This is a genomic window from Candidatus Nitrotoga sp. AM1P (genome assembly GCF_013168275.1).
Taxonomy (GTDB): Bacteria; Pseudomonadota; Gammaproteobacteria; order Burkholderiales; family Gallionellaceae; genus Nitrotoga.
On sequence record NZ_AP019547.1, the window covers coordinates 427,071 to 453,399 of the forward strand.

The 26,329-nt window shown below is 47.2% G+C and carries 18 protein-coding genes; 16 read left to right on the top strand and 2 right to left on the bottom strand.

The features are described from left to right. Positions 1 to 219 precede the first annotated feature (219 nt). From W01_RS01950 to W01_RS01980, 7 genes are all read left to right on the top strand, one after another. Complete coding sequence (locus tag W01_RS01950) at positions 220 to 396, top strand: CsbD family protein (protein WP_173051957.1); 177 nt, start codon at positions 220 to 222, stop codon at positions 394 to 396. Between the two features lie 91 nt (positions 397 to 487). Beyond that, entirely contained in the window at positions 488 to 859 is a 372-nt protein-coding gene (locus tag W01_RS01955) for a PRC-barrel domain-containing protein (protein WP_173051958.1), read from the top strand. A gap of 759 nt (positions 860 to 1,618) precedes the next feature. Continuing rightward, complete coding sequence (locus W01_RS01960) at positions 1,619 to 2,908, top strand: MdtA/MuxA family multidrug efflux RND transporter periplasmic adaptor subunit (RefSeq protein ID WP_173051959.1); 1,290 nt, start codon at positions 1,619 to 1,621, stop codon at positions 2,906 to 2,908. Next, the gene (locus W01_RS01965; RefSeq protein WP_173051960.1) at positions 2,905 to 6,003 is read left to right on the top strand and encodes an MdtB/MuxB family multidrug efflux RND transporter permease subunit; all 3,099 of its coding nucleotides are present in this window, start codon (positions 2,905 to 2,907) and stop codon (positions 6,001 to 6,003) included. The genes W01_RS01960 and W01_RS01965 overlap by 4 nt, the downstream gene beginning before the upstream one ends. Positions 6,004 to 6,018: 15 nt before the next feature. Beyond that, entirely contained in the window at positions 6,019 to 9,132 is a 3,114-nt protein-coding gene (locus tag W01_RS01970; RefSeq protein ID WP_173051961.1) for a multidrug efflux RND transporter permease subunit, read from the top strand. 35 nt (positions 9,133 to 9,167) lie between these two features. Continuing rightward, positions 9,168 to 10,601, top strand: a complete 1,434-nt coding sequence (locus tag W01_RS01975; protein ID WP_173051962.1) for an efflux transporter outer membrane subunit — start codon at positions 9,168 to 9,170, stop codon at positions 10,599 to 10,601. Positions 10,602 to 10,827: 226 nt separating this feature from the next. After that, complete coding sequence (locus W01_RS01980) at positions 10,828 to 11,607, top strand: PEP-CTERM sorting domain-containing protein (RefSeq protein ID WP_173051963.1); 780 nt, start codon at positions 10,828 to 10,830, stop codon at positions 11,605 to 11,607. A gap of 517 nt (positions 11,608 to 12,124) precedes the next feature. On the opposite strand, the gene W01_RS01985 is transcribed toward W01_RS01980, so the two are convergent. Further along, on the bottom strand, positions 12,125 to 12,457 hold the full coding sequence (locus W01_RS01985) for a DUF2325 domain-containing protein (RefSeq protein ID WP_173051964.1): 333 nt from the start codon (positions 12,455 to 12,457) through the stop codon (positions 12,125 to 12,127). An 803-nt stretch (positions 12,458 to 13,260) separates the two neighbouring features. Between W01_RS01985 and W01_RS01990 the strand changes: the two genes are divergently transcribed. Further along, positions 13,261 to 13,896 (top strand): DUF4198 domain-containing protein, encoded by a 636-nt coding sequence (locus W01_RS01990; protein ID WP_173051965.1) that lies wholly within the window; start codon positions 13,261 to 13,263, stop codon positions 13,894 to 13,896. A 405-nt stretch (positions 13,897 to 14,301) separates the two neighbouring features. Here the strand turns inward: W01_RS01990 and W01_RS01995 are convergent, their stop codons facing one another. Then, positions 14,302 to 14,658 carry a hypothetical protein gene (locus tag W01_RS01995; protein ID WP_173051966.1) on the bottom strand — a complete coding sequence of 119 codons (357 nt, stop codon included), beginning with the start codon at positions 14,656 to 14,658 and terminating at the stop codon, positions 14,302 to 14,304. A gap of 301 nt (positions 14,659 to 14,959) precedes the next feature. Between W01_RS01995 and W01_RS02000 the strand changes: the two genes are divergently transcribed. The 8 genes from W01_RS02000 (at position 14,960) to W01_RS02035 (ending at position 26,163) form a co-directional block, all read left to right on the top strand. Then, complete coding sequence (locus W01_RS02000) at positions 14,960 to 17,176, top strand: TonB-dependent receptor (RefSeq protein ID WP_242007012.1); 2,217 nt, start codon at positions 14,960 to 14,962, stop codon at positions 17,174 to 17,176. A 442-nt stretch (positions 17,177 to 17,618) separates the two neighbouring features. Then, positions 17,619 to 19,811 (top strand): TonB-dependent receptor, encoded by a 2,193-nt coding sequence (locus W01_RS02005; protein WP_173051967.1) that lies wholly within the window; start codon positions 17,619 to 17,621, stop codon positions 19,809 to 19,811. Positions 19,812 to 19,832: 21 nt separating this feature from the next. Further along, positions 19,833 to 20,519 (top strand): Fe2+-dependent dioxygenase, encoded by a 687-nt coding sequence (locus W01_RS02010; protein ID WP_173051968.1) that lies wholly within the window; start codon positions 19,833 to 19,835, stop codon positions 20,517 to 20,519. A gap of 20 nt (positions 20,520 to 20,539) precedes the next feature. Next, positions 20,540 to 21,256, top strand: a complete 717-nt coding sequence (locus tag W01_RS02015) for a PepSY-associated TM helix domain-containing protein (protein WP_173051969.1) — start codon at positions 20,540 to 20,542, stop codon at positions 21,254 to 21,256. A 519-nt stretch (positions 21,257 to 21,775) separates the two neighbouring features. After that, positions 21,776 to 22,528, top strand: coding sequence for a uroporphyrinogen-III C-methyltransferase (gene cobA / locus W01_RS02020; protein ID WP_173051970.1), 753 nt, complete (start codon positions 21,776 to 21,778; stop codon positions 22,526 to 22,528). Positions 22,529 to 22,552: 24 nt separating this feature from the next. Next, positions 22,553 to 24,976, top strand: coding sequence for a nitrite reductase large subunit NirB (nirB, locus tag W01_RS02025; protein ID WP_173051971.1), 2,424 nt, complete (start codon positions 22,553 to 22,555; stop codon positions 24,974 to 24,976). Positions 24,977 to 24,989: 13 nt separating this feature from the next. Beyond that, positions 24,990 to 25,301, top strand: coding sequence for a nitrite reductase small subunit NirD (gene nirD, locus W01_RS02030; RefSeq protein WP_173051972.1), 312 nt, complete (start codon positions 24,990 to 24,992; stop codon positions 25,299 to 25,301). Between the two features lie 130 nt (positions 25,302 to 25,431). After that, a complete protein-coding gene (locus W01_RS02035) occupies positions 25,432 to 26,163 on the top strand; it encodes a formate/nitrite transporter family protein (protein WP_242007013.1) in 732 nt (243 codons plus the stop codon). The last annotated feature ends 166 nt before the right edge of the window (positions 26,164 to 26,329 follow it).

Genomic DNA, 26,329 nt, shown 5'->3' on the forward strand with positions numbered 1-26,329 from the left:
GGTACTCAACATGCTGGTTATTATGTCTAAAATGGCGGTGAGGTTTTTGTTCATGATTTGACGTCCATTCCAGCAATTAATCAACTGTATGGAACGATTTTTGATGGTTAATAAATATTGGATTAAGTACGGTACCGCACTGTCCGAGTTTAATATTTCACGTAATATTCAGGCGCGGATATTCCCGCCATATTGGCAATCAATTTTCAGGAGATTTTTATGAACAAAGATCAAGTTAAAGGCCGTATTGAAGAAATTAAAGGTAAAGTTAAGGAAGTCGCCGGCAAAATCACTGATGACAAAAATCTGGAAATAAAAGGAAATATTCAAAAGAACATCGGTAAAGCCCAAGCTGGCTTTGGTGATCTTAAGAATGACCTTAAAAAAAGCAGCTGAAGCGATTATGGCGCAGAATGCATTAACAATATTAAATGAGCGAATGCATAGCAAACATTTCTTAAGCAAAAATTTCTACTGGAGATAAATTATGAGTTATGAAGATAATGATACCGATGAGATAAACAAAAACAGTGGTGATGGGCCTGGTTCCCAATTGATGGGGATAAATACGCTTATTGGAAATGATGTCTATAATCAAATAGAAGAAGATCTGGGTGACATCAAGGAAATCATGCTGGACATGGAGAGCGGTAAAATCGTTTATGCAGTATTGTCCTATGGCGGTATTCTTGGCATAGGAGAAAAACTTTTCGCAGTGCCATGGGGTGCGTTGACACTAGATACGACAAACAAGCGTTTCATACTTAATGTAGAAAAAGATCAACTTGAAAATGCGCCGGGATTCGATAAGGATAATTGGCCCGATGTGGCGGATCCAGCTTGGAAAAATGAAGTTTAGTAATCTGGATTTTATCTGACAGCCACCCTAAAAATTCGATAACTGTCAGATCAAGTCTGAGCTAGTGCAACTACATATTAACTTTTGTGGTTGGGTTTTGAATCCGCCCTACATTAAATTTCACCGCCGTATTTCTTCCATGTCGATCACCATGCATGCATTGCATCAGGATTACTTCTGAATTTTAGTTGTTCAAATTTATTTCTCATTTGAAATTCAAATCGCCTTCAAATTCATTCCGTGTTGGGCATGCACCGTCCTGAAAATTCCGGCTGTACAAGTTCAAGAAACGACATTGCAAATTCCGTTATCGATCTCTGCACCGACCAATTCGAAAGCAATAGCAAGCTGGTTGCAATAGCATATGTTGTCCATGGTGGACATGATTAAATTTGAACTGTAAAGAATTGTGTAGGTGCTCCGTGGGTGAAACAAATTGTTACAAATTTTCCCTTAAAATGAATATTTTTCTTACAGTTCAAGCATATTCTCTACTTTCTCAATGCTATATAATAAAAATATTAACTAGGTGATGCATACAATAAGCAGATATTAATCTATATCAAAAGCTTTCAACAAAGGTTGGTAGGCCAGATGGATTGAAATATACACATGGCATGCTGGCTTGAATATTTCGTCAAAACCAGCATTCTGTTCACCCAAACACATACGTTATTTAAATTGGCACGTTGAAGGTTTTGCTGTTGTTATAGTTTAAAGGCAACCAAAAATGCATCAAATTAACGGTAGGAAAACTGAATGAAGAATAAAGCCATTTGGATTACGGTCGGGGTTTTAGTGATCGCCGGAGTACTTGCGACCTTTTTATTATATGGGAAGCAGGAAAAGCAAACGCCAACGGAAACGCCGCCAATGGGACGTGGTGGCAGGGATGGTGCAAACCGACCCGTGCCGGTGACAGTTGCAATCGCCCGGACAGGTGATATCGATGTGATGATTAACGCATTGGGCACTGTTACCGCACGCAACACTGTAACGGTTAAACCTCGCGTCGACGGCCAGCTTGTTCGAGTTGCTTTTCGTGAAGGTCAAGTTGTGAAGATTGGAGATTTACTTGCAGAAATTGATCCACGCTCTTTCCAGTCGCAACTTGATCAAGCGAACGGACAGTTAATGCGGGATCAGGCGTTACTGGCTAATGCGCGGCTTGATCAAGCTCGTTATCGTGGCCTGTTGGCGAAAGATTCTATCGCTAAGCAACAGGTCGACGCGCAGGAAGCGCTGGTAAGACAATATGAGGGAGGGGTGAAAACGGACAGGGCTCTGGTGGATAACGCTAAACTACAGCTTGCTTTCACTCGCGTTACGGCCCCGATTGCTGGTCGGCTTGGGCTGCGTTTGGTTGACACCGGTAATATGGTTCGCGCCACGGATACGGGTGGTTTGGTCGTTATTACTCAGACTCAGCCGATTACTGTCATTTTCTCAATTCCTTCGGATAATCTTACTGCAGTGATAAATAAACTTCAGGATAATCAACAGCTGACAGTCGAAGCTTGGGATCGTGATAATAAAAATAAGTTGGCGATTGGTACGTTGCTGACAATTGACAATCAGATTGATGCCACAACGGGAACTGTCAAGCTTAAGGCCGAATTCACCAATTCTGACAATGCTCTTTTCCCGAATCAGTTTGTCAATGTCCACTTGCGCATCGAAACTCGCCACGGAGTGACTGTAGTTCCGACTTCAGCATCCCAGCGTGGCACGCAGGGAACCTTTTTCTATGTGGTGGATGAGAGCAAAACAGTGAGCATGCGACCTGTCGTGCTCGGACCAATTTCAGGCAATATTATGGCGGTCGAGAAGGGTTTGGTTCCTGGCGAGAAAGTAGTAATCGACGGTGCGGACAAGCTGCGTCCGGGCGCAAAAGTGGAGATAAATTTCCCTGGTGAAAAGGGCGGAGAAAGCAAAGGCTCTCCTCGAGGTGATAGATCTCAAGGTGATAGATCTCGAGGTGAGAGGCCTCAAGGTGAGAGGCGCCAAAATGGGCGTAACCCCGCAGCTGAGAGCAAAGGTGGGGTATGAACCCTTCACGTCTGTTTATTATCCGGCCAGTTGCAACATCACTGCTAATGGTCGCCATTCTGTTGTCAGGCATGCTGGCCTATCGTTTATTGCCAGTTTCAGCTTTGCCGGAGGTTGATTACCCGACTATTCAAGTGACTACTTTTTACCCCGGTGCTAGTCCGGACGTCACAACATCCTCAATTACCGCACCATTGGAGCGTCAGTTCGGTCAAATGCCCGGTCTGAACCAGATGTCTTCCAGCAGCTCAGGCGGCGCTTCAGTTATTACTCTGCAGTTTGGACTCGATCTTAGCCTTGATGTTGCCGAACAGGGAGTGCAGGCAGCGATTAACGCGGCTACTTCTTTCCTGCCTACTGATTTACCGATGCCGCCAATTTACAGCAAGGTCAATCCCGCTGATGCACCTATCGTTACGCTGGCGATTACGTCCGAAACGCTACCGCTGCCGAAAGTGCAAGACTTAGTAGATACACGCTTGGCGCAGAAACTTTCGCAGCTGCCTGGCGTCGGTCTGGTTAGTATTGGCGGCGGTCAACGGCCTGCGGTTCGTATCCAGGCTAATCCCAAATCACTTGCTGCAAATGGTCTAAACCTCGACGATATTCGCATTGCGATCGGAAATGCCAATGTAAACATTGCGAAAGGAAGTTTTGATGGCGCGGCTCGGGCTTCAACCCTGGACGCCAACGACCAACTTAAGTCAGCCGAAGAATACCGAAATCTTATTATCGCTTGGCGTAATGGCGCTCCGATTCGTTTAAGTGATATTGCCGAGACCATTGATGGAGCCGAGAACACACACCTTGCGGCCTGGGCTGATCAAACTCGAGCTGTGATCCTGAATATTCGGCGTCAACCTGGAGCCAATGTCATTGAAACGGTGAATCGCATCCAGAAGCTTTTGCCGCAACTGCAAGCTACATTACCTGGATCTATTAATGTCAAGATTCTCACTGATCGAACTACTACGATTCGCGCCTCGGTGGAAGATGTCCGTTTCGAATTGATGCTTTCTGTCGTGCTGGTGGTGATGGTCATCTTTCTGTTTTTACGTAACGTGTACGCCACCATCATCCCCGGCATTGCCGTGCCGCTCTCGCTTATCGGCACTTTTGGCGTGATGTATCTGGCTGGTTTCAGTATCAATAATTTGACGCTGATGGCGCTCACAATTGCTACGGGATTTGTGGTGGATGACGCAATAGTAATGATCGAGAATATCATGCGTTATATCGAGGCTGGCGATTCGCCCTTGCAAGCGGCGCTCAAGGGCGCCGAGCAAATAAGCTTTACCATTATTTCGTTGACCTTTTCGCTAATCGCTGTGTTGATTCCGCTGCTGTTCATGGGAGATGTAGTCGGCCGGCTGTTCCGCGAATTCGCTATCACATTGGCGGTGGCGATTCTGATTTCTGCCGTTGTATCGCTTACCCTCACGCCGATGATGTGTGCCAAATTGTTGCGACATATACCTGCTGCCGAGCAGGGTTGGTTTTACCGTAAGAGTGGCGTTTTTTTCGATAGGGTGATTGCGCGTTATGGGGGCATGCTCAACTGGGTGCTTGACCGTCAGTTAGCTACGTTGCTGGTAGCGGGAGCCACATTGGTTCTTACCGTACTGCTCTATATGTTCGTGCCCAAAGGTTTTTTTCCGGTGCAGGACACTGGGGTGATTCAAGGTATGACCCAAGCCCCTCAGTCTGTTTCTTTCGCGGCGATGGCCGAACGACAACAGGCACTCGCTCAGGTTGTGCTGAAAGATCCTGCGGTGGAGAGTTTGTCGTCCTTCATCGGCGTTGATGGCACGAATGCCACGCTAAACAGTGGCCGCATGCTGATTAACCTCAAACCAAAGAGCGCTCGCAACATTGACGCCACTGGCGTGATTCGTCGCCTGCAACACAGTCTGGCAGAGGTGCCGGGGATAGAGATGTACATGCAACCGGTGCAGGATCTAACTATTGAGACACGGGTAAGTAGCACTCAATACCAGTTCAGTGTCGAAGACGCCAATCCGGTCGAGTTGGCCGAATGGGCACCCAAATTGCTGGAGCGTCTACGCAAATTGCCGGAACTGATTGATGTTGACAGCGATGTTCAAGACCAAGGCTTACAGGCCTACGTCGAGATCGACCGCGATACCGCTGGTCGACTTGGCATTACGCCTGCGGCAATAGATAACACGTTATACAACGCCTTTGGCCAACGACTTATCTCGACCATATTTACCCAATCCAGCCTGTATCGCGTCGTGCTGGAAGTTAAGCCTGACTCTCAGCGAGGGCCCGAGGCTCTGAATGGAATTTACATCGTATCGCTTAATGGTAGTCAGGTGCCGTTATCGTCGATTGCTCGTATTTCAGAACGTGCGACACCGCTGTCTATCAACCATATCGATCAGTTTCCCGCCGCCACTATTTCTTTTAACTTGGCGCCTGGCGCGTCGTTGGGTAACGCAGTGAAGGCTATTCGTGCTGCGGAACAAGAAATTGGACTGCCTGTTAGTGTTCAAACCAGTTTTCAAGGAGCTGCTCTGGCGTTTCAGGCTTCTCTGAGCAACATGTTGCTACTGATTCTTGCGGCAATTATTACAATGTATATTGTTCTGGGGATACTCTATGAGAGTTATATTCACCCGGTCACCATTCTATCCACCCTTCCTTCCGCTGGCGTCGGGGCATTATTAGCACTGTTGCTGTCGCGCACCGATCTTGGAGTAATCGGCATTATCGGTATCATTTTGCTAATTGGCATCGTTAAGAAAAATGCCATTATGATGATCGATTTCGCGCTGGATGCAGAGCGAAATCACGGCAAAACACCACGTGAGGCAATCTACGAAGCTTGCCTGTTACGTTTTCGGCCGATTCTGATGACGACCATGTGTGCCTTGCTTGCTGCGCTTCCATTGATGCTCGGCACCGGCGTTGGGTCCGAATTGCGCCATCCTCTGGGTATCACGATGGTGGGAGGATTGCTGGTAAGTCAGGTGCTGACTCTATTTACAACGCCGGTTATTTACCTTGCCTTTGATCAGTGGGCGCAACGCTTTAAATCATCCCCTCAGCTGCCAACCGTATCTGAGGTGTAACACCATCTTGCTGCCATGAGTCTATCTGAGATCTTTATAAATCGCCCGGTTGCCACGACGCTATTAGCATTGGGTATCGTATTATCGGGGGTAATTGCATTTACATTGCTTCCTGTAGCGGCCTTGCCACAAGTTGATTTTCCAACAATCTCGGTGCAGGCAACACTGCCGGGGGCCAGTCCAGAAACAATGGCTGCCACGGTGGCTACACCGCTCGAACGATCGCTTGGTCTCATCGCGGGGGTCACCGAGATTACCTCGTCTAGTTCGCTTGGTTCAACCCGAATCACTTTGCAATTCGATCTTGATCGGAATATCGATGGTGCTGCGCGTGATGTTCAGGCGGCAATGAACGCGACGCGGAATCTATTACCCACTGGTTTGCCCAGCAACCCACTCTACCGTAAAGTTAATCCGGCCGATGCGCCGATTATGATTCTTTCTCTTACCTCAGAATCAATGAGTCGAGGGCAGATGTACGATGCGGCATCGACTATCCTCGCTCAAAAAATATCCCAACTGAAAGGAATTGGGTTGGTGACCGTAGGGGGCAGTTCACTACCTGCGGTGCGCGTGTCACTTAACCCGAATGTCCTGAACAAGTATGGCATAGGCGTAGAGGAGGTACGTGCTGCGATTGTCGCCACCAACGCTAATAGACCTAAAGGCTCGCTTGAGAACGAGGACCGACGCTGGCAGATACTGGCTAACGATCAGGCCAAAACGGCTGCTGAATATCTTCCGACAATCGTAGCTTATCGTAACGGCGCCCCCGTCCGTCTTGCCGACATTGCTCAGGTAGAGGATTCAGTACAGGATATCCGAAATGCCGGGCTGGTCAATGGTAAACCGGCCGTGATGTTGATCCTGAATCGCCAGCCGGGCGCCAATATCATTGAAACGGTAGATCAGGTGAAGAAATTATTGCCGCTATTGCGTGCTTCTATACCAGCGGCAATGACCCTGTCAGTGGCGTCGGACCGCACGCCGACCATTCGCGCATCGTTGCAGGCAGTCGAACACACTCTTTTGATTTCAATCGTCCTGGTGGTATTGGTTGTATTCCTGTTTCTGCGCGACGTCCGGGCTGCGCTCATCCCAAGCGTTGCGGTTTCAGTATCGCTGATCGGTACCTTTGGTGTGATGTATCTGGCCGGTTTTAGCCTGAACAATATTTCGCTTATGGCTTTGACCGTCGGTACTGGATTTGTAGTGGACGATGCTGTGGTGATGCTGGAAAACATTTCTCGCCACATCGAGAACGGTCTTTCGCCATTTAAAGCGGCTGTTCAAGGGGCACGTGAGGTGAGCTTCACGGTATTATCAATGAGTCTGTCTTTGATCGCTGTATTCATACCGATTTTGTTAATGGGCGGTGTCGTCGGGCGACTGTTTCGAGAATTTGCTATTACGCTATCGGCAGCCATTCTAGTATCCCTGGTTGTCTCGCTGACTGTTACACCCATGATGTGTGCACGGCTATTGCGTCCACGATCAGAGTCATCACAAGGACATTTTTATCGGGTAAATGAGCGCATCTTCAATGCGCTATTGAACGGTTACCGAGTATCGCTTGATTGGGCACTCGTTCACGGTCGCATCATGCTACTCGTACTTCTGGCAACAGTTTGCCTTAATATTTATCTTTACACGGTCATACCCAAGGGCTTTTTCCCGCAGCAGGATACCGGCCGTCTGACGGGAGCCATTCAGGCAGATCAAAGCATTTCTTTCCAAGCTATGCGAGACAAACTTGCTACTTTTGTCAATATTGTCAGCCAAGATCCTGCGGTGGATAGCGTCGTAGGTTTTACTGGGGGAGGGCAAGTCAATACTGGGCGAATGTTCGTTGGACTAAAGCCTTTGGCTGAACGTCAGATATCCGCTGATAAGGTGATCGCCCGGTTGCGCAGCAAGCTTGGCCATGAACCTGGTGCCAACCTGTTTCTGCAGTCGGTCCAGGACATTAGCGTCGGTGGTCGTGCCGGTAACGCGCAATACCAATACACACTCCAGGCAGATGGAATTGATGAATTGCGTACCTGGGAACCCCGCATTCGCCAAGAATTACGCTCGTTGCCGCAACTTACGGATGTCAACACCGACCAACAAAACAAGGGTGTGCAGACCTCGCTGATCATTGACCGTGATGCGACTGCACGGCTAGGATTGACACAGCGGCTGATCGATACAACATTGAACGATTTATTCGGTCAGCGCCAGGTATCAACGATATATAACCCATTGAACCAGTATCGAGTAGTTATGGAAGCTGCTCCGCAATATTTACAGAGCCCGGAAGCACTGAAAGACGTGTTTTTCATTGCTCCCGGAGGCTTGCAAGTGCCACTGGCTGCATTTGCCCGCTGGGAAGAAAAGGCGACGCCACTGGCGATTAATCACCAAGGTCAGTTTGCCGCTTCAACAATCTCATTTAACCTCCCGGTCGGCGTGTCGCTTTCAGATGCTACGCGGGCAATTGAGGATGCAATGACGAAGATCGGCGTGCCTACTTCTGTACATGGCAGCTTTCAGGGAACCGCTAAAGCTTTTCAGATGTCGCTCGCCACTCAGCCTTTGCTCATCCTGGCCGCGTTGGTTGCCGTATATCTGGTGCTCGGTATGCTTTATGAGAGCTACATTCATCCTATAACCATTCTTTCGACGCTACCGTCGGCGGGAGTAGGGGCGATTCTAGCGCTGCTCGCGTTCAAGATGGATTTTAGTATTATCGCGTTGATTGGCGTCATCCTTCTAATTGGCATTGTCAAAAAGAATGCGATCTTGATGATTGACTTTGCGCTTGAAGCCGAACGGCAACGTGGCTTGAGTCCACGTGATGCGATTTATGAAGCTTGCCTATTACGTTTCCGTCCAATAATGATGACCAGCATGGCTGCCTTGTTTGGCGCACTGCCGCTCGCCTTGGGCTCGGGCATGGGTGCTGAATTGCGCCAACCACTGGGAATATCTATTGTGGGTGGGTTGATTTTAAGTCAACTGTTAACGTTGTATACGACCCCGGTGGTCTATTTATACCTTGATCGACTTCGGCTATGGTGTTCAAAAATCTGGAAGCAACGGCCTCAAGTTAGATCACTGAAAACTGCGCAGCGAACAGAATTATGACTAGTTTAAAGGGCTTGATAACGATTTCAGGAGTTATGTTGATAAAAACTAACAATATTATTTGTGTGCTGGTATTTTTAAGCTTGGCCGGATGTGCCGTGGGACCCGACTACAAAAAAACTGTTGTCATACCTCCAACCACTTTTAAGGAAGAAGCAAATCATTGGAAATTGGCAGAACCTCGGGATCACACTCCGCGCGGTAAATGGTGGGAAGTATATGGTGACACCCAGCTAAATGCGCTTGTACAACAAGTATCAATTTCTAACCAGAATATACAGAGTGCCGAAGCGCAATACCGGCAGGCGCTCGCTCTTCTGGGTGCTGCGCGTGCACGGTATTTCCCTACAGTGTCCGGCAATTTTGCTCATACTCGGGGACAAGGCACAAGTTCAACCAATTCTGGGGTAACAATTCCAGGTAATCCCACCGCGGCGATTACTAATACGAATCGGTTATTAATGAGTGCCAGCTGGGAGGTCGATTTGTGGGGACGAATAGGACGCACCGTTGAATTAAATCAAGCTTCAGCTGAAGCCAGTGCCGCAGACCTGCAATCAGCCTTGCTAAGTGTTCAATCTACGTTGGTACAGACTTACTTTCAATTGCGTATCAATGATGCACAACGTAAATTACTGGAGCAAACAACTATAGCCTATAAACGGTCGCTTCAAATTACTCAAAATCGCTATGAAGCGGGCATTGCAGGACGTTCTGATGTTGTTCAAGCAGATACACAATTAAAGTCTACCCAAGCTCAGGCGATAGATCTGGGTGTGCAGAGGGCACAGTTTGAGCATGCGATCGCCGTATTGATCGGTAAAGCCCCGTCCAATTTTTTTCTAAAACCCAGTTCAATCTTGCCAAATTTGCCAGAATTTCCTGCTGGCCTTCCGTCAGAATTGCTGGAGCGGCGCCCCGATATTGCCGCAGCGGAACGTCGCGTTCAGGCCGCAAATGCCCAGATTGGCGTTACCCAAGCTGCGTTTTTTCCATCTCTCATACTTGGCGCCTCAACTGGCTATCAAAGTTCACTACTATCCAATTTGATATCCTTGCCAAGGCGGGTATGGTCTTTGGGGCCGACCATTGCGGCCACATTGTTTGACGGGGGGTTGCGATCATCACAAAAAGAGCAGGCAATTGCTTTATTTGACAAAAGCGTTGCTGATTATCGCCAGATTGTTCTGGCTGGATTTCAGGAAGTTGAGGACAATCTTTCTACGCTACGCATACTGAGTGAAGAAGCCAAGGTACAACTTGAAGCAAGACGATCTGCGCAGGAATCCGTTACTCTCTTTAATAACCAGTACATAGCTGGAACAGTGAGCTACTTGAATGTCGTCACAGCACAGGCAACAGCGCTTGATGCGGACATACGCAGCCTCAATATCATTGGCCGAAGCTTGGTCGCCAATGCAGCCTTGCTCAAAGCACTTGGTGGAGACTGGCGGGAACGGTCAATCTAGTTGTCGCCTGAGTGGTTTGCTTTCATGTTGTTATTTGGAGTGCAAAATATCTTTCCTTTTTCTCAAATGTAAGTGCAGCAATATTTGTCAGGAAATTTTACAAAATGGATAATGTAATGAATAGAATAATTTATAATTAATTGAATTTAAATATAATAAAAATTATGGCATGATAAATGCATAAATGGATTGCGAACAATAAAAAACATTAAAATTGGGGATAAAAATGAAATCTAAACAGATCTTAGTAGCAGTTAGTTTAATGAGCGTTGTGATGGGGAGTCACTCAGCGCTAGCGGCGACGATTAATGTCACATCTGCAGGCTCAGCAAACTTTGGCAGCGGGGCTGTTGGTTATCAATATGGTTCAGTCGCTCCTAACCCTAACTCTAATACGGTTCCTGTTGGCGTTGGAATTGGCGGTGACAGCTTTACATCGTTAGATCATTCGTATGATTTTTCCAGCACCGGTCAATTCAATACGTGGTGCGTTGACATCTACCATTGGTTGATCGGTGGCAATGTTACGTATACGGTTGCCACTGGTACTGAACTTGCTGCTTCATTAAGTTCTTTACGTTCGGGGACTCCAGACGGAACGACGAGAGTGAGTGATCTAGGGAAATTGGCCAATCAAGTGTATAGCAGTGTTGATACTAAAAATGAGTCAGCGGCCTTTCAATTAGCTGTATGGGCGATCACTTACGGGACAGCTGACATATCAGGACGCTACCACATCAGCACGACAGACGCGGGCTTCAGGGTGGATAGTAATACAGCGAATTCGGCCTATGGGGTTATGGCCAACGACTGGCTGCAGAATCTGGGTGCAGGAGGCACAGGAAATTACACACTCACATATTTGGCGGCTAACAATACGCAAGATATGGTTGTTTTTACAGCTGGCCCTCCTAAACTAATCACTGTTCCCGAACCTACTACCCTCGCCCTTCTTGGCCTCGGTCTGGCTGGACTTGGATTTAGTAGACGTAAGTTCGTAAGTTAATCAGTATTTGGGGTTTGATTGGTTTTTTCCTTGTTATTGATATTACGCCCACAGCATGATGCCAAAGAGTTCGCTGGTGCATCATGACTGTGGGGTTTGTCGGCAACGGAATTAAATCGGTGGTGCTCCGCCAGCCGCGTGCGGTTTTGCTGTACACTGGTTTTGTGGGGCAACGTAATTGCTCAGGCAATCGAATTCGACTCGAGCTGTACCTACAGGTCTTCTGCTACACCCGTAGTTCTATTCAAATAATCTAAGCTGGACGGTTTTCTACGGATAATTGTAGGTGTAATGGGCTACAGTTTATTGTGGAAACACTTCTGGTTAAAAACCCAACTACGACGAGCATCTAATAGCTACTGCGAACGCTTGTGAAAAGCGTCTGGGCTATTGCTTTTTCATCTACTGCTTGCTTGATAACTCACCAAAATTCAGTTCACCAAACAACACGACATAACCCGTGCTTTCATTACATTGTCGAAAATACATTTGTAGCGTGGGTATTGGGCAGAAAAATTCAAGGTCGAAATGGACAGTTCGGACATTTTGATTCTTCAATTTTTTTATTAAAGCAGCACTCCAGTGACTGTGCCAGACAGCTTGTAGATCGACGGCAAGCAATAAACGGTATACCTTGGACTAGCGCCAAGTTACGAAAATGCCGCATCACATTGTGCCCCAGAAAATCTGTAAATAATATCAACAGCTCTGTATTCCTAGGCAGTCCATGCGGTTTGCGCTGATGTGCCACATGTCGTCCGGTAATATGACGAGTAATGTTTATATTCCAATCAGACAGCAGTTCAGGAATATTTCCCAATCGATCCGCACCAATTACTATTGCGTTCATGCATTCACCTTTTGTACGATTTGTTTAATATTTTACAGGTACGAATAATAACTATTATCATTTTACTTGTCAATGCAATTGATAATAATTATCAATTGATGCTGTTAACGCATATATCCATTACAGCTGTATTGATGGAATATTGATTGATAGATCCCTATGAACAGGTTGAATTTTGGTGGTTACATGTCTTTATTTTTGGAAAGTTTAGATGTAAAACGAAGTGCAGCATGACAAACCCTGTGATTACTTAAATATGGGAGTCATCGCGGCTGGCATAAATCTGGCACCTAATGGAAAGGTGTGCCGCCGCCAACGATTCCTAGCGATGTTCGAAAGCATTGAATAGCTAAGTGACTTATGTGAATTAAAATAAAAGTTTATATTTACATTGAGAATAATAAACATTATCATTCTCAATGTGACGACGGGCATTATAAATCTGTTGAATGTATAGATTTTTAGGTGTCGAAGGCAGATTGTAACGTGGTTTACAACCTTGATTACACAGGCATAGAGTTTCCAGTAGCGAACATCATTGTCATTTTGTTGAATGAGCAGGGATACCTCGATGCAGTGCTTGGTTTAAGAAAAGTTAATCCTTTTTAAGTAAACAGCTTACCTTGCCAGCAATCTTTAAATGACACCAGAAATTATATGGTTGTGCCCGGAGGTTCTATAGAATTGAAAAGTGAAATTATAAAACTGTCATGAACCCGGCCCAGCGGTGATCTGCCCTATCAAGTAAGCCAGAATTAATCCAACTCAATTTGCACATTAAAATTCTAAAAAGGAAAGCATTAATGAAATCTATACTGATTATTCTCGTCGCTGCTATAAGCAGTGTACTTAGCCTTAATGCCGCCGCGCATATGTTATGGTTAGAAGGTGGCGCTACTGTGAGCAAGCTTTATTTCGGAGAATATGGTGAAAATCTACGGGAAACCTCACCAGGCAAACTCGACAATATCGTTACTCCGATGGTCACCATTGTTGACGCAGCCGGAGCAGAAAAGTCCGTCACTGCAAGTCGCAGCACCAATTACTATGCAATCTCAGGTGGAGCTACGGTACTGGTTCAAGCACTTAAGCAACCTATACGTACCTCACAGGATAAGCTCGCTCCTGCGCAAAGGGGTTTTTTGTATGCGCGGCAAGGAAAAGGGGGTAATTTGCCGTTGGATATACAGCAAAATGCAAACAAATTGCGCTTAACTTTTATGGGTAAGCCGTTAGCTAAGGCTGAGATTACTCTCATTGCACCTAATGGATGGGAAAAACCTTTACGCACAGACGAAAATGGTGAAACAAATTTTTCACTGCTGGAACCTGGCCTTTATGTCGCAGAAGCGAAGTATAAAGAAAGCCATCCTGGGGAATTTGAGGGTAAAGCCTATTTCAGCGAGAACCATACTGTCACGTTTAGTTTTTCAAAATAAATCTAATCATCCATCGCATCAGCAAGTCTCCTGTAAAGAAATGCCCTTGTACGACATGCACAAGGGCATTACGCAGGAGTCATTGTAAAATGGCAGCACGCGACTTGGTGCGAATCTCGAGTATTCTGAAGCAGCTCTACATTAAGTTCCACCTGAATGAGATGCACCTTGTCACATTTTAGCTGTGCTTGCTGGATGACTACCATACAGTTCACACGATTCAAGGGAAGCATACTTCTATCTAAGGTAGAAATATTATTGCGGGCTATATTTTTAAATTCTGGGTATCAGGGTTTTGCCTGCCTAATAAAATACTTATTTCCATGTGCGGAAATTCGCTGTTATCAGTTTGTTCGACGAAAATGACGGTGCATACTTTTAATTTCGTCGGGGACGAAACGATGGTTATCGGAAGTTTATCTTGTAGCGCATCGAACAGCTTCTCACAAGTTGCCTTGAGTCACTGACTGACAAGCTTGAGTATCTTCCGAGGTTGCTACCCGGCGATGACGGTTTTGACCACGGTGCTGCCGACTGACCGTGCAAATCACTGACCTCCACACCGAGGCGAATGTTGCTATCGGCCAGTAGTTTGTTCAGACGATTCTTCCGCCCGATCAGCGTTATCCTGTATGAATATGTCAAATTACCGCTGTTCAGTACGCCGCCTTGGATATCGAGTAAGGTAACTTCAACTGCCTCCTCCAGCAATACCTTGATCTGCATCAAGGTATTCACATTGAATAAGGCTAAATCTTGCATCTCATTAAATATGAGAATAGAATCGCGAACTATTATCACTTGTAATATTAGATAGATTAACAGTAGAGCAAGTTAGGTATTGCTCCACTGATTGGTATCGATAAGTGCAAAATTATGCTTGATCGAATTAAGTATTCACAGTGATGCCGTGTTTTGCATGGGGACGAAGTGCTCATCCAGTATCGACTGTTTGGATGTACTAATTTTAAGTAGGTGGCATCAAATTTTTCCCGTATCCCAGTATGTATTACGTTCCAGACATTTCTTGATTTGATATTAAATTTTATTTGGAGAAACATTAATGATGTACACCCGTAACCTTAAATGCGTTGCTACCATGGCGCAAAAACATGATGGCATCCAGATTCCATGTAGACATCGTCAAACTAAACTCGTCATTGCGATGAATAGCGCGTTATTCTGTTTTGGAGTAACCACTACTACTTTAGCGGGTGCCGCAACTGCGCAGCCAACTGACGGTGAAACTACGCTGCCAGTAATATCGGTCTCTGCAAAAAGTAGTCCCAGTAACACAAGTACTGGTTACACAGTAACTAGTACCACCACTGCTACCAAGACAAACACCCCTCTGCTTGATACACCGCAATCTATATCTGTTGTGACGCAGGCTATGATCAAAGATCAGGCTATACAGAGCATGGCGGATACAGTGCGCTATGTTCCAGGCATGGGGATTTCGCAAGGGGAAGGGAATCGGGATGCTTTGGTTTTCCGGGGTAACCGCTCCACAGCAGACTTTTTTGTTTCTGGCATACGGGATGATGTTCAGTACTTTCGCGATATCTATAACATAGAAAGAGTAGAAGTGCTCAAGGGCCCCAATGGAATGATCTTTGGCCGGGGCGGTTCCGGGGGCGTAATCAACCGGGTGATTAAAGAAGCGGACTGGAACCAGATACGTGAACTCACGGTACAAGCGGGTTCGTTTGATGCCAAGCGCGTGGCACTGGATGTTGGTCAGGGCGTGAATGAAGTTGCCGCAGTCCGTCTCAATACCATGTATGAAAATTCGGGCAGTTTTCGTAATGGCGTGGATTTGAAACGATACGGAATTAATCCTACCGTTACGATCATGCCTAGTGATAACACCAAAGTAGTACTCAATGCAGAATATTTCAAAGATGACCGCACAGCCGATCGAGGTATCCCGTCCTTTGATGGACGTCCTTTAAAAACCAATACGTCAACGTTTTTTGGTGATCCCAATCGAAGCAATGCGAACACAGAACTTAAGGCAGTCAATGCGCTTATCGAGCATAAGTTTAATGATGAAGTAATGATTCGCAACCGTACACGATATGCTGCGCAAGATAAATTTTATGAGAACGTATACCCAAGTGCCACAGTTAAAGGTACTACATCTACGGTAGCGATTGGGGCTTATAACAATGTAACTAAGCGTGATAACTTCTTCAACCAGACAGACCTTCTGTTTTCCCTGAATACAGGTAAAGTGAAGCATGATCTGGTAGTGGGTCTCGAAATAGGCCATCAGGATACAGATAGCACGCGTAATACTGGATACTTCAACAATACAGCCACATCGGTTAACGTACCCATTAACAACCCAATTACTAAAGATCCACTCACATACAAGTTAGCAGCTACAGACGCTGACAATAATAGTGTTACAAAGCAAACCTCGCTTTATGTGCAAGACCAGATCAAATTATTGCCTCAATTACAAGCAATTATCGGAGTGCGTTACGATAGGATCGAGGTGGACTTTATCAATAAGAACCCCGCTAATCCTCTTGCCCTAAATGTTAAAGATAGTTTCTTCTCACCAAGAGCCGGATTGGTTTACAAGCCAATCGAGACAGTATCAATTTATACCAGTTATAGCTTGTCATATGTGCCAAGGGCCGGTGAACAGCTTACTTCGTTATCGGTAACCAATGCGGCGCTCGAACCGGAAAAATTTAAAAATGTGGAAGTGGGAGCGAAGTGGGATATCCGTCCTGGCCTCGCTTTGACTACTGCCCTGTTTCAGTTGGATCGTACCAATGTGATTATTCCAGACCCAAACAATGCAGCCATCTCTCATTTAGGCGGTGGCCAGCGTAATAAGGGCTTCGAGTTAGGTCTGGCCGGCCGAGTTACATCGGCTTGGAGCGTCATGGGGGGATATACTTACCAGGATGGGGTAATTACCAATACGCTATCTTCTGCTGCTAAAGAAGGGGCCGTTCTGGCGGAGCTTCCAAAGAACACATTCTCATTATGGAACCGGTATGACATCAATCCGAGATGGGGTGTGGGGCTTGGTGTTATAAATCGTGGCGCTATGTACACCTCGACTGACAATACCGTTCGCTTGCCGGGCTTCACTCGGGTGGATGCAGCCGTATATGCCAAGATTGATAAAAATCTGCGGGCCCAGTTGAATATCGAAAACCTGTTTGATAGAAATTATTACGCTTCCGCTCACAATAACAACAATATCTTGCCAGGGTCACCAATTGCTGCAAGAGTTTCATTAATTGCTAATTTCTAGATTTTTCGGATAGCAAAAAAGCACATTAGCCCCCGTCGAACAGACGGGGCATCATAAAAATTTACAATCCTGTCAAGCTGAAGTAGAATGCAAATTGTTCTTGTTTGTATTCTTTATACGCGGCCATTAAAAGGTTTGAAATTCGTCTAGGTTAAGCTTGATGGGACTCGCTTAATTTTCGACGAATTCAAGACGGACGGCTCGCAGATTTAACAACGAACTCTATAAATTGATTCATGTAGCTTACGATATCTAAGTTCAAATCGTTGTAACTTTGCAAAGTTATTGCGACCACTGCAGGAATTAAAGAACAATTTAAATGTTTATATACAAACGATAATCAGCATTCAATTAGTCGTAATTTGACTTAATCTGGAAGCCAGCCACGTGTTTTCTCACCAGCCAGCCACCTTTTTTTATTTATTAAAGAACAGGGGAACTCATGAGATTCAAAAAAACACGACCAGCATTACTGGTAGCGTTGGCATTACAACAACTCTACAGCCCGGCCTTCGCCCAAACCCCCACAAACGATGGCAAAAGCGATAAATCAGTCGATGCCACCCAGTTGCCGGAAATTAAAGTGAACAGTCAAAAGGTGACTGACGATTTTGCAGCGAGTTCTTTCGCAGGTTTTAGAACGCCGACACCCTTACGCGATCTCCCGCAGACAGTCACGGTCGTCAATCGTGCCCTGATGGATTCTCAGGCCATCGCCTCGTTGTCGGAGGCTTTACGCAACGTACCCGGCATTACCGTAGGCGGCGCCGAGGGCGGACAAATCGGTAACAACATCAACCTGCGCGGCTTTACGGCGCGGACCGACATGTATCTCAATGGGATGCGTGACAGTGGCCAGTACTATCGCGATACCTACTATCTTGAATCGGTCGAAGTATTAAAAGGCCCATCATCCATGCTGTTTGGGCGCGGCTCTACCGGGGGCGTGATCAACCAGGTCAGCAAGCGCCCGCAATTAGGCGATGCCAATCAAATTACCGGCACCATCGACACCAATGGGGGAGTGCGTTCAACGGGAGACTTTAACCGTAAATTGTCGGATACGTCCGCGGTCCGCGTGGTCATGATGGGTCAAAAAGCGCAAACGACACGTGATGTCATTGTTAATAGAGACTTTGGAATTGCACCGTCCCTGCGTTTTGGAATCGGCACGCAGACTGAAATCACGCTGTCAGCGATTCTCTCCCACAACAACGACATGGTGGATTATGGTATTCCCGCCGTCAATGGTCGCCCGGTTCAAGGTAATCGCGACACTTTTTACGGTTTGAGAGACGATCGTACCTTGCAAAATACCGCTATTGTGAGTGGCCTCATCGAACACAAGTTGAATTCGAACATGACACTGCGTAATCAGCTGCAATACAGCCATTACAACACTGACGCACTGACAAGTGGCCCGACCAATGTCGGCACCCTGGTCGGCAATGTATTTACCGCGCTCCCCACTGCAGCCCTTGGAAATATTACCGCGCTGCCCTTGAGTGCACTGTCTGTCAGGCTCACCAGCCATGATCGCGTGATCAAAAATCAAATGCTCAACAATCAGACCGATCTGATCGCAAAATTCGATACCGGCACCCTTAAGCATACGATGATCGCCGGTATCGCACTCAGCCGCGAGACCTCCAACATTCAGTCCACGGCCCGTAGCAACCTGCCCGTCGTGTCGCTGATCAATCCGGCCTACCTTCCGGTACCGGCCAATTCCGTGAAAACGATCGGAAATGAGGCAGATGCATCCGCTACTCAAGTCGGCGCATATATCAACGACACGATCGAACTGAACAAGCAATGGAAGGTCGTCGGCGGCGTGCGCTGGGATCGCTTCAAGGCGGACCTGACCAACACCATCAGCACCGCTACCCCGCCGCTTCTGAGAGCGGATCAAACCGTGAGCTTCGCCAGCGTACGGGGCGGCGTGATTTATCAGCCGGATAATGTGCAATCGTACTATGCATCGTATGGCACCTCCTTTAACCCCTCGTTGGAAACACTGGCGGCGACCGCGGGTACGCAAACTTTAGAACCTGAAAAAAGTCGCTCCTACGAAATCGGTACCAAGTGGGACATACTGGGCGGCAATCTATCGTTGACCTCGGCCTTATTCGATATTGAAAAGACCAATTCGCGCTCGCAAGTGTCGCCCGGGATCTACATCTCTAACGGGGACGTGCGCGTCACCGGTTTTGAGTTTGGTGCAGCGGGTCGTATCACACGCGATTGGCAGCTCATGGGCGGCTATACGCATCTTAACCCCACGATTGTCAGAGCATCAGCGCTGGAAAATACACAAGGAAAAGATCTGGCCAATACGCCACGCGACATGGCTACGTTATGGACGACTTACAGATTGACCCCACAATGGGAAGCGGGTGGTGGAGCCACCTATATGTCCTCGCGCTTTGGCAGTAACACCAATGTTGTTTCTGCCGCTGGCTACACTCGCTGGGATGGCACGATTGCCTATCGCCTGCCTAAGAACGATATCCGGTTGAATCTGATTAATCTGACCAACAGGGATTACATAAGCTCACTGGTTCCATCTGGTGGTGGGCGCGCGGTACCCGGAAGCGGACGGACTGCACTGATAACCTTTGTTCATCGCTTTTAAACACCTCAGCGCCCGCGATCCATGTTAGTGCAAATCCCCAAGGTATTGAGCGTCGAACAGGTCCGCTTTGTGCGAGAAAAGCTCGATGCTGCTGGGGAGGCATGGGTTGATGGTCGCGTGACGGCAGGCCATCAAGGCGCGCCGGTCAAGCGTAATTTGCAGATCGCGGAAAACACACCTATTGCGTACGAGTTAGGCGATTTGATTCTGGCCGAACTCGAACGCAACCCGCTTTTCATCAGCGCTACGCTGCCGAATCGGGTTTACCCACCCATGTTTAATCGATATGAAAGCGGCATGTATTTTGGTAGTCATGTCGATGGGGGTATGCGGTTGATACCGGGCACAGGTGAAAAAATCCGTACTGATGTCTCTGCCACCTTATTTCTTTCTGCACCCGATGAGTACGATGGGGGTGAGTTGCAGATTGAAGATACTTACGGTATGCACAATGCGAAATTCGCGGCAGGTGATTTGCTGATTTATCCGGCTACCAGCCTGCATCGAGTGACGCCGATAACACGCGGTGTGCGTACCGCCTGTTTTTTCTGGGTTCAAAGTTTGATTGCTGATGATGGACAGCGCACTTTACTGTTCGATCTCGATACCGCTATTCAACGGCTGAATACCGCCAATGCGGATGAAACTGCGCGTATCCATTTAACTGGTTGTTATCACAACCTGATACGCATGTGGGGTGCACCCTAAGAATTTTTCTGAATAACTTTATGACGACAATTGTTCAACTCAATACTTCTCACAATGTCCGCGCAGCGAATGGCGCTGATAATGTCCTGGTTGATTCAAAAGACCGTGATCTTCGTTCACGGCGTGCCATTTTTTTAAAATGGCTGCGCAAGACCCATGGCTGGATCGGGCTTTGGGGCGCGGCCATAGGCTTGCTCTTTGGAGTGACCGGAATTTTGCTGAATCACCGCACCGTGCTGAAAATACCGGCTGCGCAAGTTCAAGAAACGACACTGCAAATTCCGTTACCGACCCCTGCACCGACCAATTCGAAAGCAATGGCAAGCTGGTTGCAACAAGAATTGATGGTTGATCGGCCTGCCTCGCGCGAGCGCAGTGAACCGTCCAAGCCTGTGGCATGGGGTGATAAGACCCTGAAACAGCCGGCGCACTGGACGGTTACATTCAGTTCGCCGCAAGGCAACCTGCAAGCGGAATATTGGGTCGGTAATACCTTCGTCACCGTCAAGCGTAGCGATCAAAATGTATTTGGTACGTTGAACAATCTGCACAAAGGCAACAATGTGGGCATACCTTGGGTTCTTCTCGCAGATACTTTGGCGGGAAGCATTATCCTGCTGTCATTAACGGGCGTCGTACTTTGGACACAGCTTAATCGCCGCCGCATGATTGGTTTCGGCATAGGCTTAACATCGCTCACTTTGTTGATCGGTTTTGCCATGCGGGAGTTGATGTAAGCAATTCCAAGGTAAACCGGCTTTCGTAGAGATTTATGTTTCGTAGCTGACCACTTTTTAAAACCTGTCTGTCTCATTAGCCAACTCTATTCCCGCGTTCAAACGACCTCTCGAACGCGGTTTGAATCAATATCTAATCTCCAAGCGTCACGACCCATAAGCTGTCTGTTTAATATTCCTGCATGCCACCTGTATGCAAGTGGAAAGGGCGCGGACTTTTAGCGTGCTCATTGCCTGCACATACTCGTTGACGCTGATTCAAGATCTGTTGGCCGTCGAGCTCCGTAAATGCACCAATTACATACACATTCCGATTGAGCTTGCACTGACATCGTGCAAGCCCAGTTTAATACATGTTTTTAATTTAGTAGGTTATTGATATTTATAATAAAAAATATGGCATTAATATTGCTTGTAACTAATTATCTAATCAATGAACTGATTTAATTTTTAAACGATAGGTGTAGCTGGATGCATTGTCCATTTGCTAACAGGATGAATCGAAAGACGGGAGTAAACATGAAAAATGCACAGGTATATTTGATAGGGGCAGGGCCAGGTAGTTTGGAACTATTGACTCTTGGTGCAGTACGAGCCATTGGACTGGCGGATGCTATTTTGATTGATGACTTAGTGAATCCTGATGTTCTGGAATTTGCCCAAGGCAACGCGCAGGTTATTCACGTGGGCAAACGTGGAGGATGTAGTTCTACGCCACAAATATTTATTCACAAGCAGATGATTTCACTGGCGCGTGCAGGCAAGGTAGTAGCGCGCATCAAGGGCGGTGATCCGTTTATGTTCGGGCGTGGGGGTGAGGAACTACAAGCTTTGCGGCAAGCTGGTATTTCGGTATCCGTGATCAGCGGCATTACTTCCGGCATGGCAGTTACGGCTTCTTTGAATATTCCGCTTACGCATAGAAACTGCACGCATGGCGTAACGTTTGTTACGGGCCATACGCAAGGAGCAGAGGAACCGAATTGGCAGGCATTGGCGGCGACGGGCACCACTCTGGTTATTTATATGGGCATGTCTAATTTAGGGTACATCGTGCAGCAATTGATAACGAATGGGTTACCGGCAGATATTCCCGCTGCCGCAATTCAGAACGGTACGCTGCCTAATCAGCGGCAGGTAGTGACTACGCTGGGAAAACTTGAATCCTTGGTAATTGCTGAAAAAATGGTTAGCCCAGCGATCGTGGTTATTGGCGAAGTAGTGCGATTTGCCGAAATGACGGAACAAATTTCGCAGCAATTGGCCGCATAAAAATTTGTAAATAGGAGTGATGTCATGAAAAAAATGAAGCTGGTTATGGTGGGTAATGGAATGGCGGGCGTACGGACTTTGGAAGAGTTATTGAAACTGACGCCCGATTTATATGATATTACCGTATTTGGTGCCGAGCCCTATCCTAATTACAACCGCATCATGTTGTCCCCGGTATTGGCAGGTGAACAAGGCATCCAGGACATTATTCTGAATGACATTGACTGGTATAAACAAAACAATATCACCTTGCACCTGAACAAGAAGGTCGCGCATATCGCCAGAAAAAATAAGGTAGTGGTGGCAGAGGATGGCACGGAAGCCGAATACGATAGATTGTTGCTGGCGACGGGTTCCAGTTCCTTCATCTTGCCAGTTCCTGGCAAGGAATTGGCGGGTGTGGTTGGTTACCGCGATATTCAAGATACCAACGTGATGATAGCCGCAGCGGAAAAATATAAGCATGCGGTGGTTATCGGCGGCGGCCTGCTCGGGCTGGAAGCCGCCAATGGTTTGGCGCTTAGAGGTATGGATGTCACCGTGGTGCATCTCATGCCGTGGCTGATGGAACGCCAACTGGATGACAATTCAGCCCAAATGCTGCAATCCGCTTTGCAAGCCAAGGGGTTGAAATTTATGTTGGAGCAGCAAACGCAAGAGTTGGTCAGCGATGGCCAGGGCCGCGTAAAGTCGATTCGCTTCAAGGATGGCAGTGAGATTCCTGCTGACCTGGTGGTGATGGCGGTTGGCATTCGCCCGAATGTTGCGCTGGCAGAAGCCGCTGGGATTTATTGTAATCGCGGTATTGTGGTGAGCGATACCATGCAAACCTATGACCCCAGTATCTACGCTGTGGGTGAGTGCGTTTCACATCGCGGCACTGCTTACGGTTTGGTCGCCCCGTTATTCGACATGGCAAAAGTTTGCGCCAATCATCTGGCGCGCATGGGAATCGCATACTACCAAGGCTCGGTTACCTCCACTAAGCTCAAAGTCACCGGAGTAGATTTGTTTTCGGCCGGGAATTTTACTGGAGGCAATGAAACGAATCAGATTGTGATGCACGATGTCACCGGCGGGAAGTACAAGAAATTGGTACTGAACAACAATACGCTGATTGGCGCAGTGATGTATGGCGATACCAAGGATAGCTCGTGGTATTTCCAGATGATACGAGATGGCAAAAATGTCGCTGAAATCCGTGACCAATTAATATTCGGCCAATCCCATCTGGGTAATGCCGGCTCTCAAGGACAAAACCTTGCGGCCACCATGACAAACGCGATGGAAGTCTGCGGCTGTAATGGAGTATGCAAAGGGACTATCGTCAAGGCAATCAAGGAAAAAGGACTATTTACGCTGGAGGATGTACGTAAGCACACCAAGGCTTCTGCTTCCTGTGGTTCATGTACTGGATTGGTCGAACAAATTCTCGCTTCCACCGTCGGGGGGGCTTATGCACCACCGGCTACGACCGTGAAGCCTTTATGTGACTGCACTTCTCACAGTCATGAAGAAGTGCGCAAAGCAATCCGCGAGGAAAAGTTGATTTCGATCTCGCAAACTATGGCATTCCTTAATTGGAACACCACAAATGGATGTGCCAAGTGTAGGCCGGCATTGAACTTTTACCTGCTATGCGCTTGGCCGCATGAAGCAAAGGACGATCCACAATCACGCTTCATCAATGAGCGCGCCAACGCCAACATACAAAAAGATGGCACATTCTCGGTAGTGCCGCGTATGTACGGCGGCATAACCACTCCGCAGCAACTGCGCCGCATTGCTGATGTTGCAGAAAAATACAACATTCCGACGGTTAAGGTGACAGGCGGACAACGTATAGATTTGCTCGGCGTAAAAAAAACAGACTTGCCGAAGGTGTGGGCAGATCTGGACATGCCATCAGGCTACGCCTATGCAAAAGCCTTGCGCACGGTCAAAACCTGTGTGGGCAGCGAGTGGTGTCGTTTTGGTGTGCAAGACTCGACGCAGATGGGTATCGACATCGAGCGCGCATTTGACCATATGTGGATGCCGCACAAATTTAAGGTTGCCGTCTCTGGTTGCCCGCGTAACTGTGCTGAATCAGGTATTAAAGATGTGGGGATAATCGGCGTGGAATCAGGTTGGGAAATCTATGTGGCGGGTAACGGCGGTATCAAGACCGTGGTCGCGCAATTTCTGGTGAAGGTAAAGACTCACGATGAAGTGATGGAGTATACCGGCGCATTCGCCCAGCTTTATCGCGAAGAAGCACACTACCTGGATCGCACAGTACATTACGTCGAACGGGTAGGTCTGGACCATGTCAAGAAACACGTCGTAGAGAATGCAGCCACTCGTAAAGCGCTATATGCAAGATTGCTCTATGCGTTACAGGGTGCAACAAACCCATGGTCTAAAGAAAATATCAATGCGCGTGAATTCGAATCGCTGGCAATTTAAAAAGGAGCAAATCATGAACACTTGGCATGAAGTCACAACCTTAGAAGAAATACCGCCTCTGGGCGCGCGCGTAGTTACGACAAAACAGGGGGACATCGCACTGTTCCGCACTGCTGAAGGAGAGGTATTTGCGTTGCTCGATCGGTGCCCGCATAAGGGCGGCCATCTATCACAAGGCATCGTATTCGGGAAGAAAGTTGCTTGTCCGCTGCATAACTGGAATATCTGCCTGGATGACGGCAAAGCAGTGGCGCCAGATGTAGGATGCACGCGCTCCTATCCGGTCAAGGTAGAAAATAATGTGGTGTATTTATCGCTTGCATAAAGTTACAGAATTACCCGAAGGTTAATTCCATAACGTTAACGGTGATGAAAATGGATTACGTACAACCTATCAAGTTAATAGCGCAACTTGTTGTTGTTGGCGAAAAAAAGCATCTCTCCGCGTTCGAGATATGTTACTTCGGGGTTTTCTTTCCGGGGTGCTACTGGGTTTTGCGACTGCACTTGCGTTCAGGGTTTCAGATGGATTTACGGGAGGCGCGGCTGCACTGGTGATGGGGATCATTTTCCCTGTCGGCTTCGTGATGATCGTACTACTTGGATTGGAATTGGTTACAGGCAGCTTTGCGTTACTACCGATGAGTGTCGCTGATGGAAAAATAAGCGGCAGGGAAATGTTGCGAAATTGGTGCTGGGTTTTTCTAGGGAACTTGCTGGGTAGCCTGTTTTTTGGTGGGTTGCTGGCCTTGGCACTGACTGGAACTTCGCCTGCCCCGGGTGGCCGATTGGCAGAAAAAATTATTGCGGTTGCTCAGGCTAAAACGCTTGCTTACCAGCACACCGGTTCAATTGGATGGCTCGCTGCTTTTATCAATGGCGTCCTTTGTAATTGGATGGTGACTTTAGGCGTAGTGTTAGGTTTGATCTCTACTTCAACCATTGGAAAAATCATTGCTCCCTGGCTGCCGATCATGACATTTTTTGCACTAGGGTTTGAGCACTGTGTCGTCAATATGTTCGTAATCCCTACCGCAATATTATTGGGTGCCGACATCAGTGTTTATCAGTGGTGGTTCTGGAATCAAATTCCGGTCACGCTGGGAAATTTAATTGGAGGTTCGATTTTTACCGGCATACTGTTGTATGTCACTTATGGCAGAATGAATAAACATGTTCGACTGTAGGGCAATGTGAAGTCAATTTGACGGTTGTCGAAATGTTAGCCGTCATAAAAGAATAGAAGCGGGTTTTGCTAATTCCATAAAACTATTGCGTATATTTATCGTCTAATTTGCATTAATGCGTTGAATATATTGGTTAATAAACCATGGAGCCGTGATTTAAAAAAGT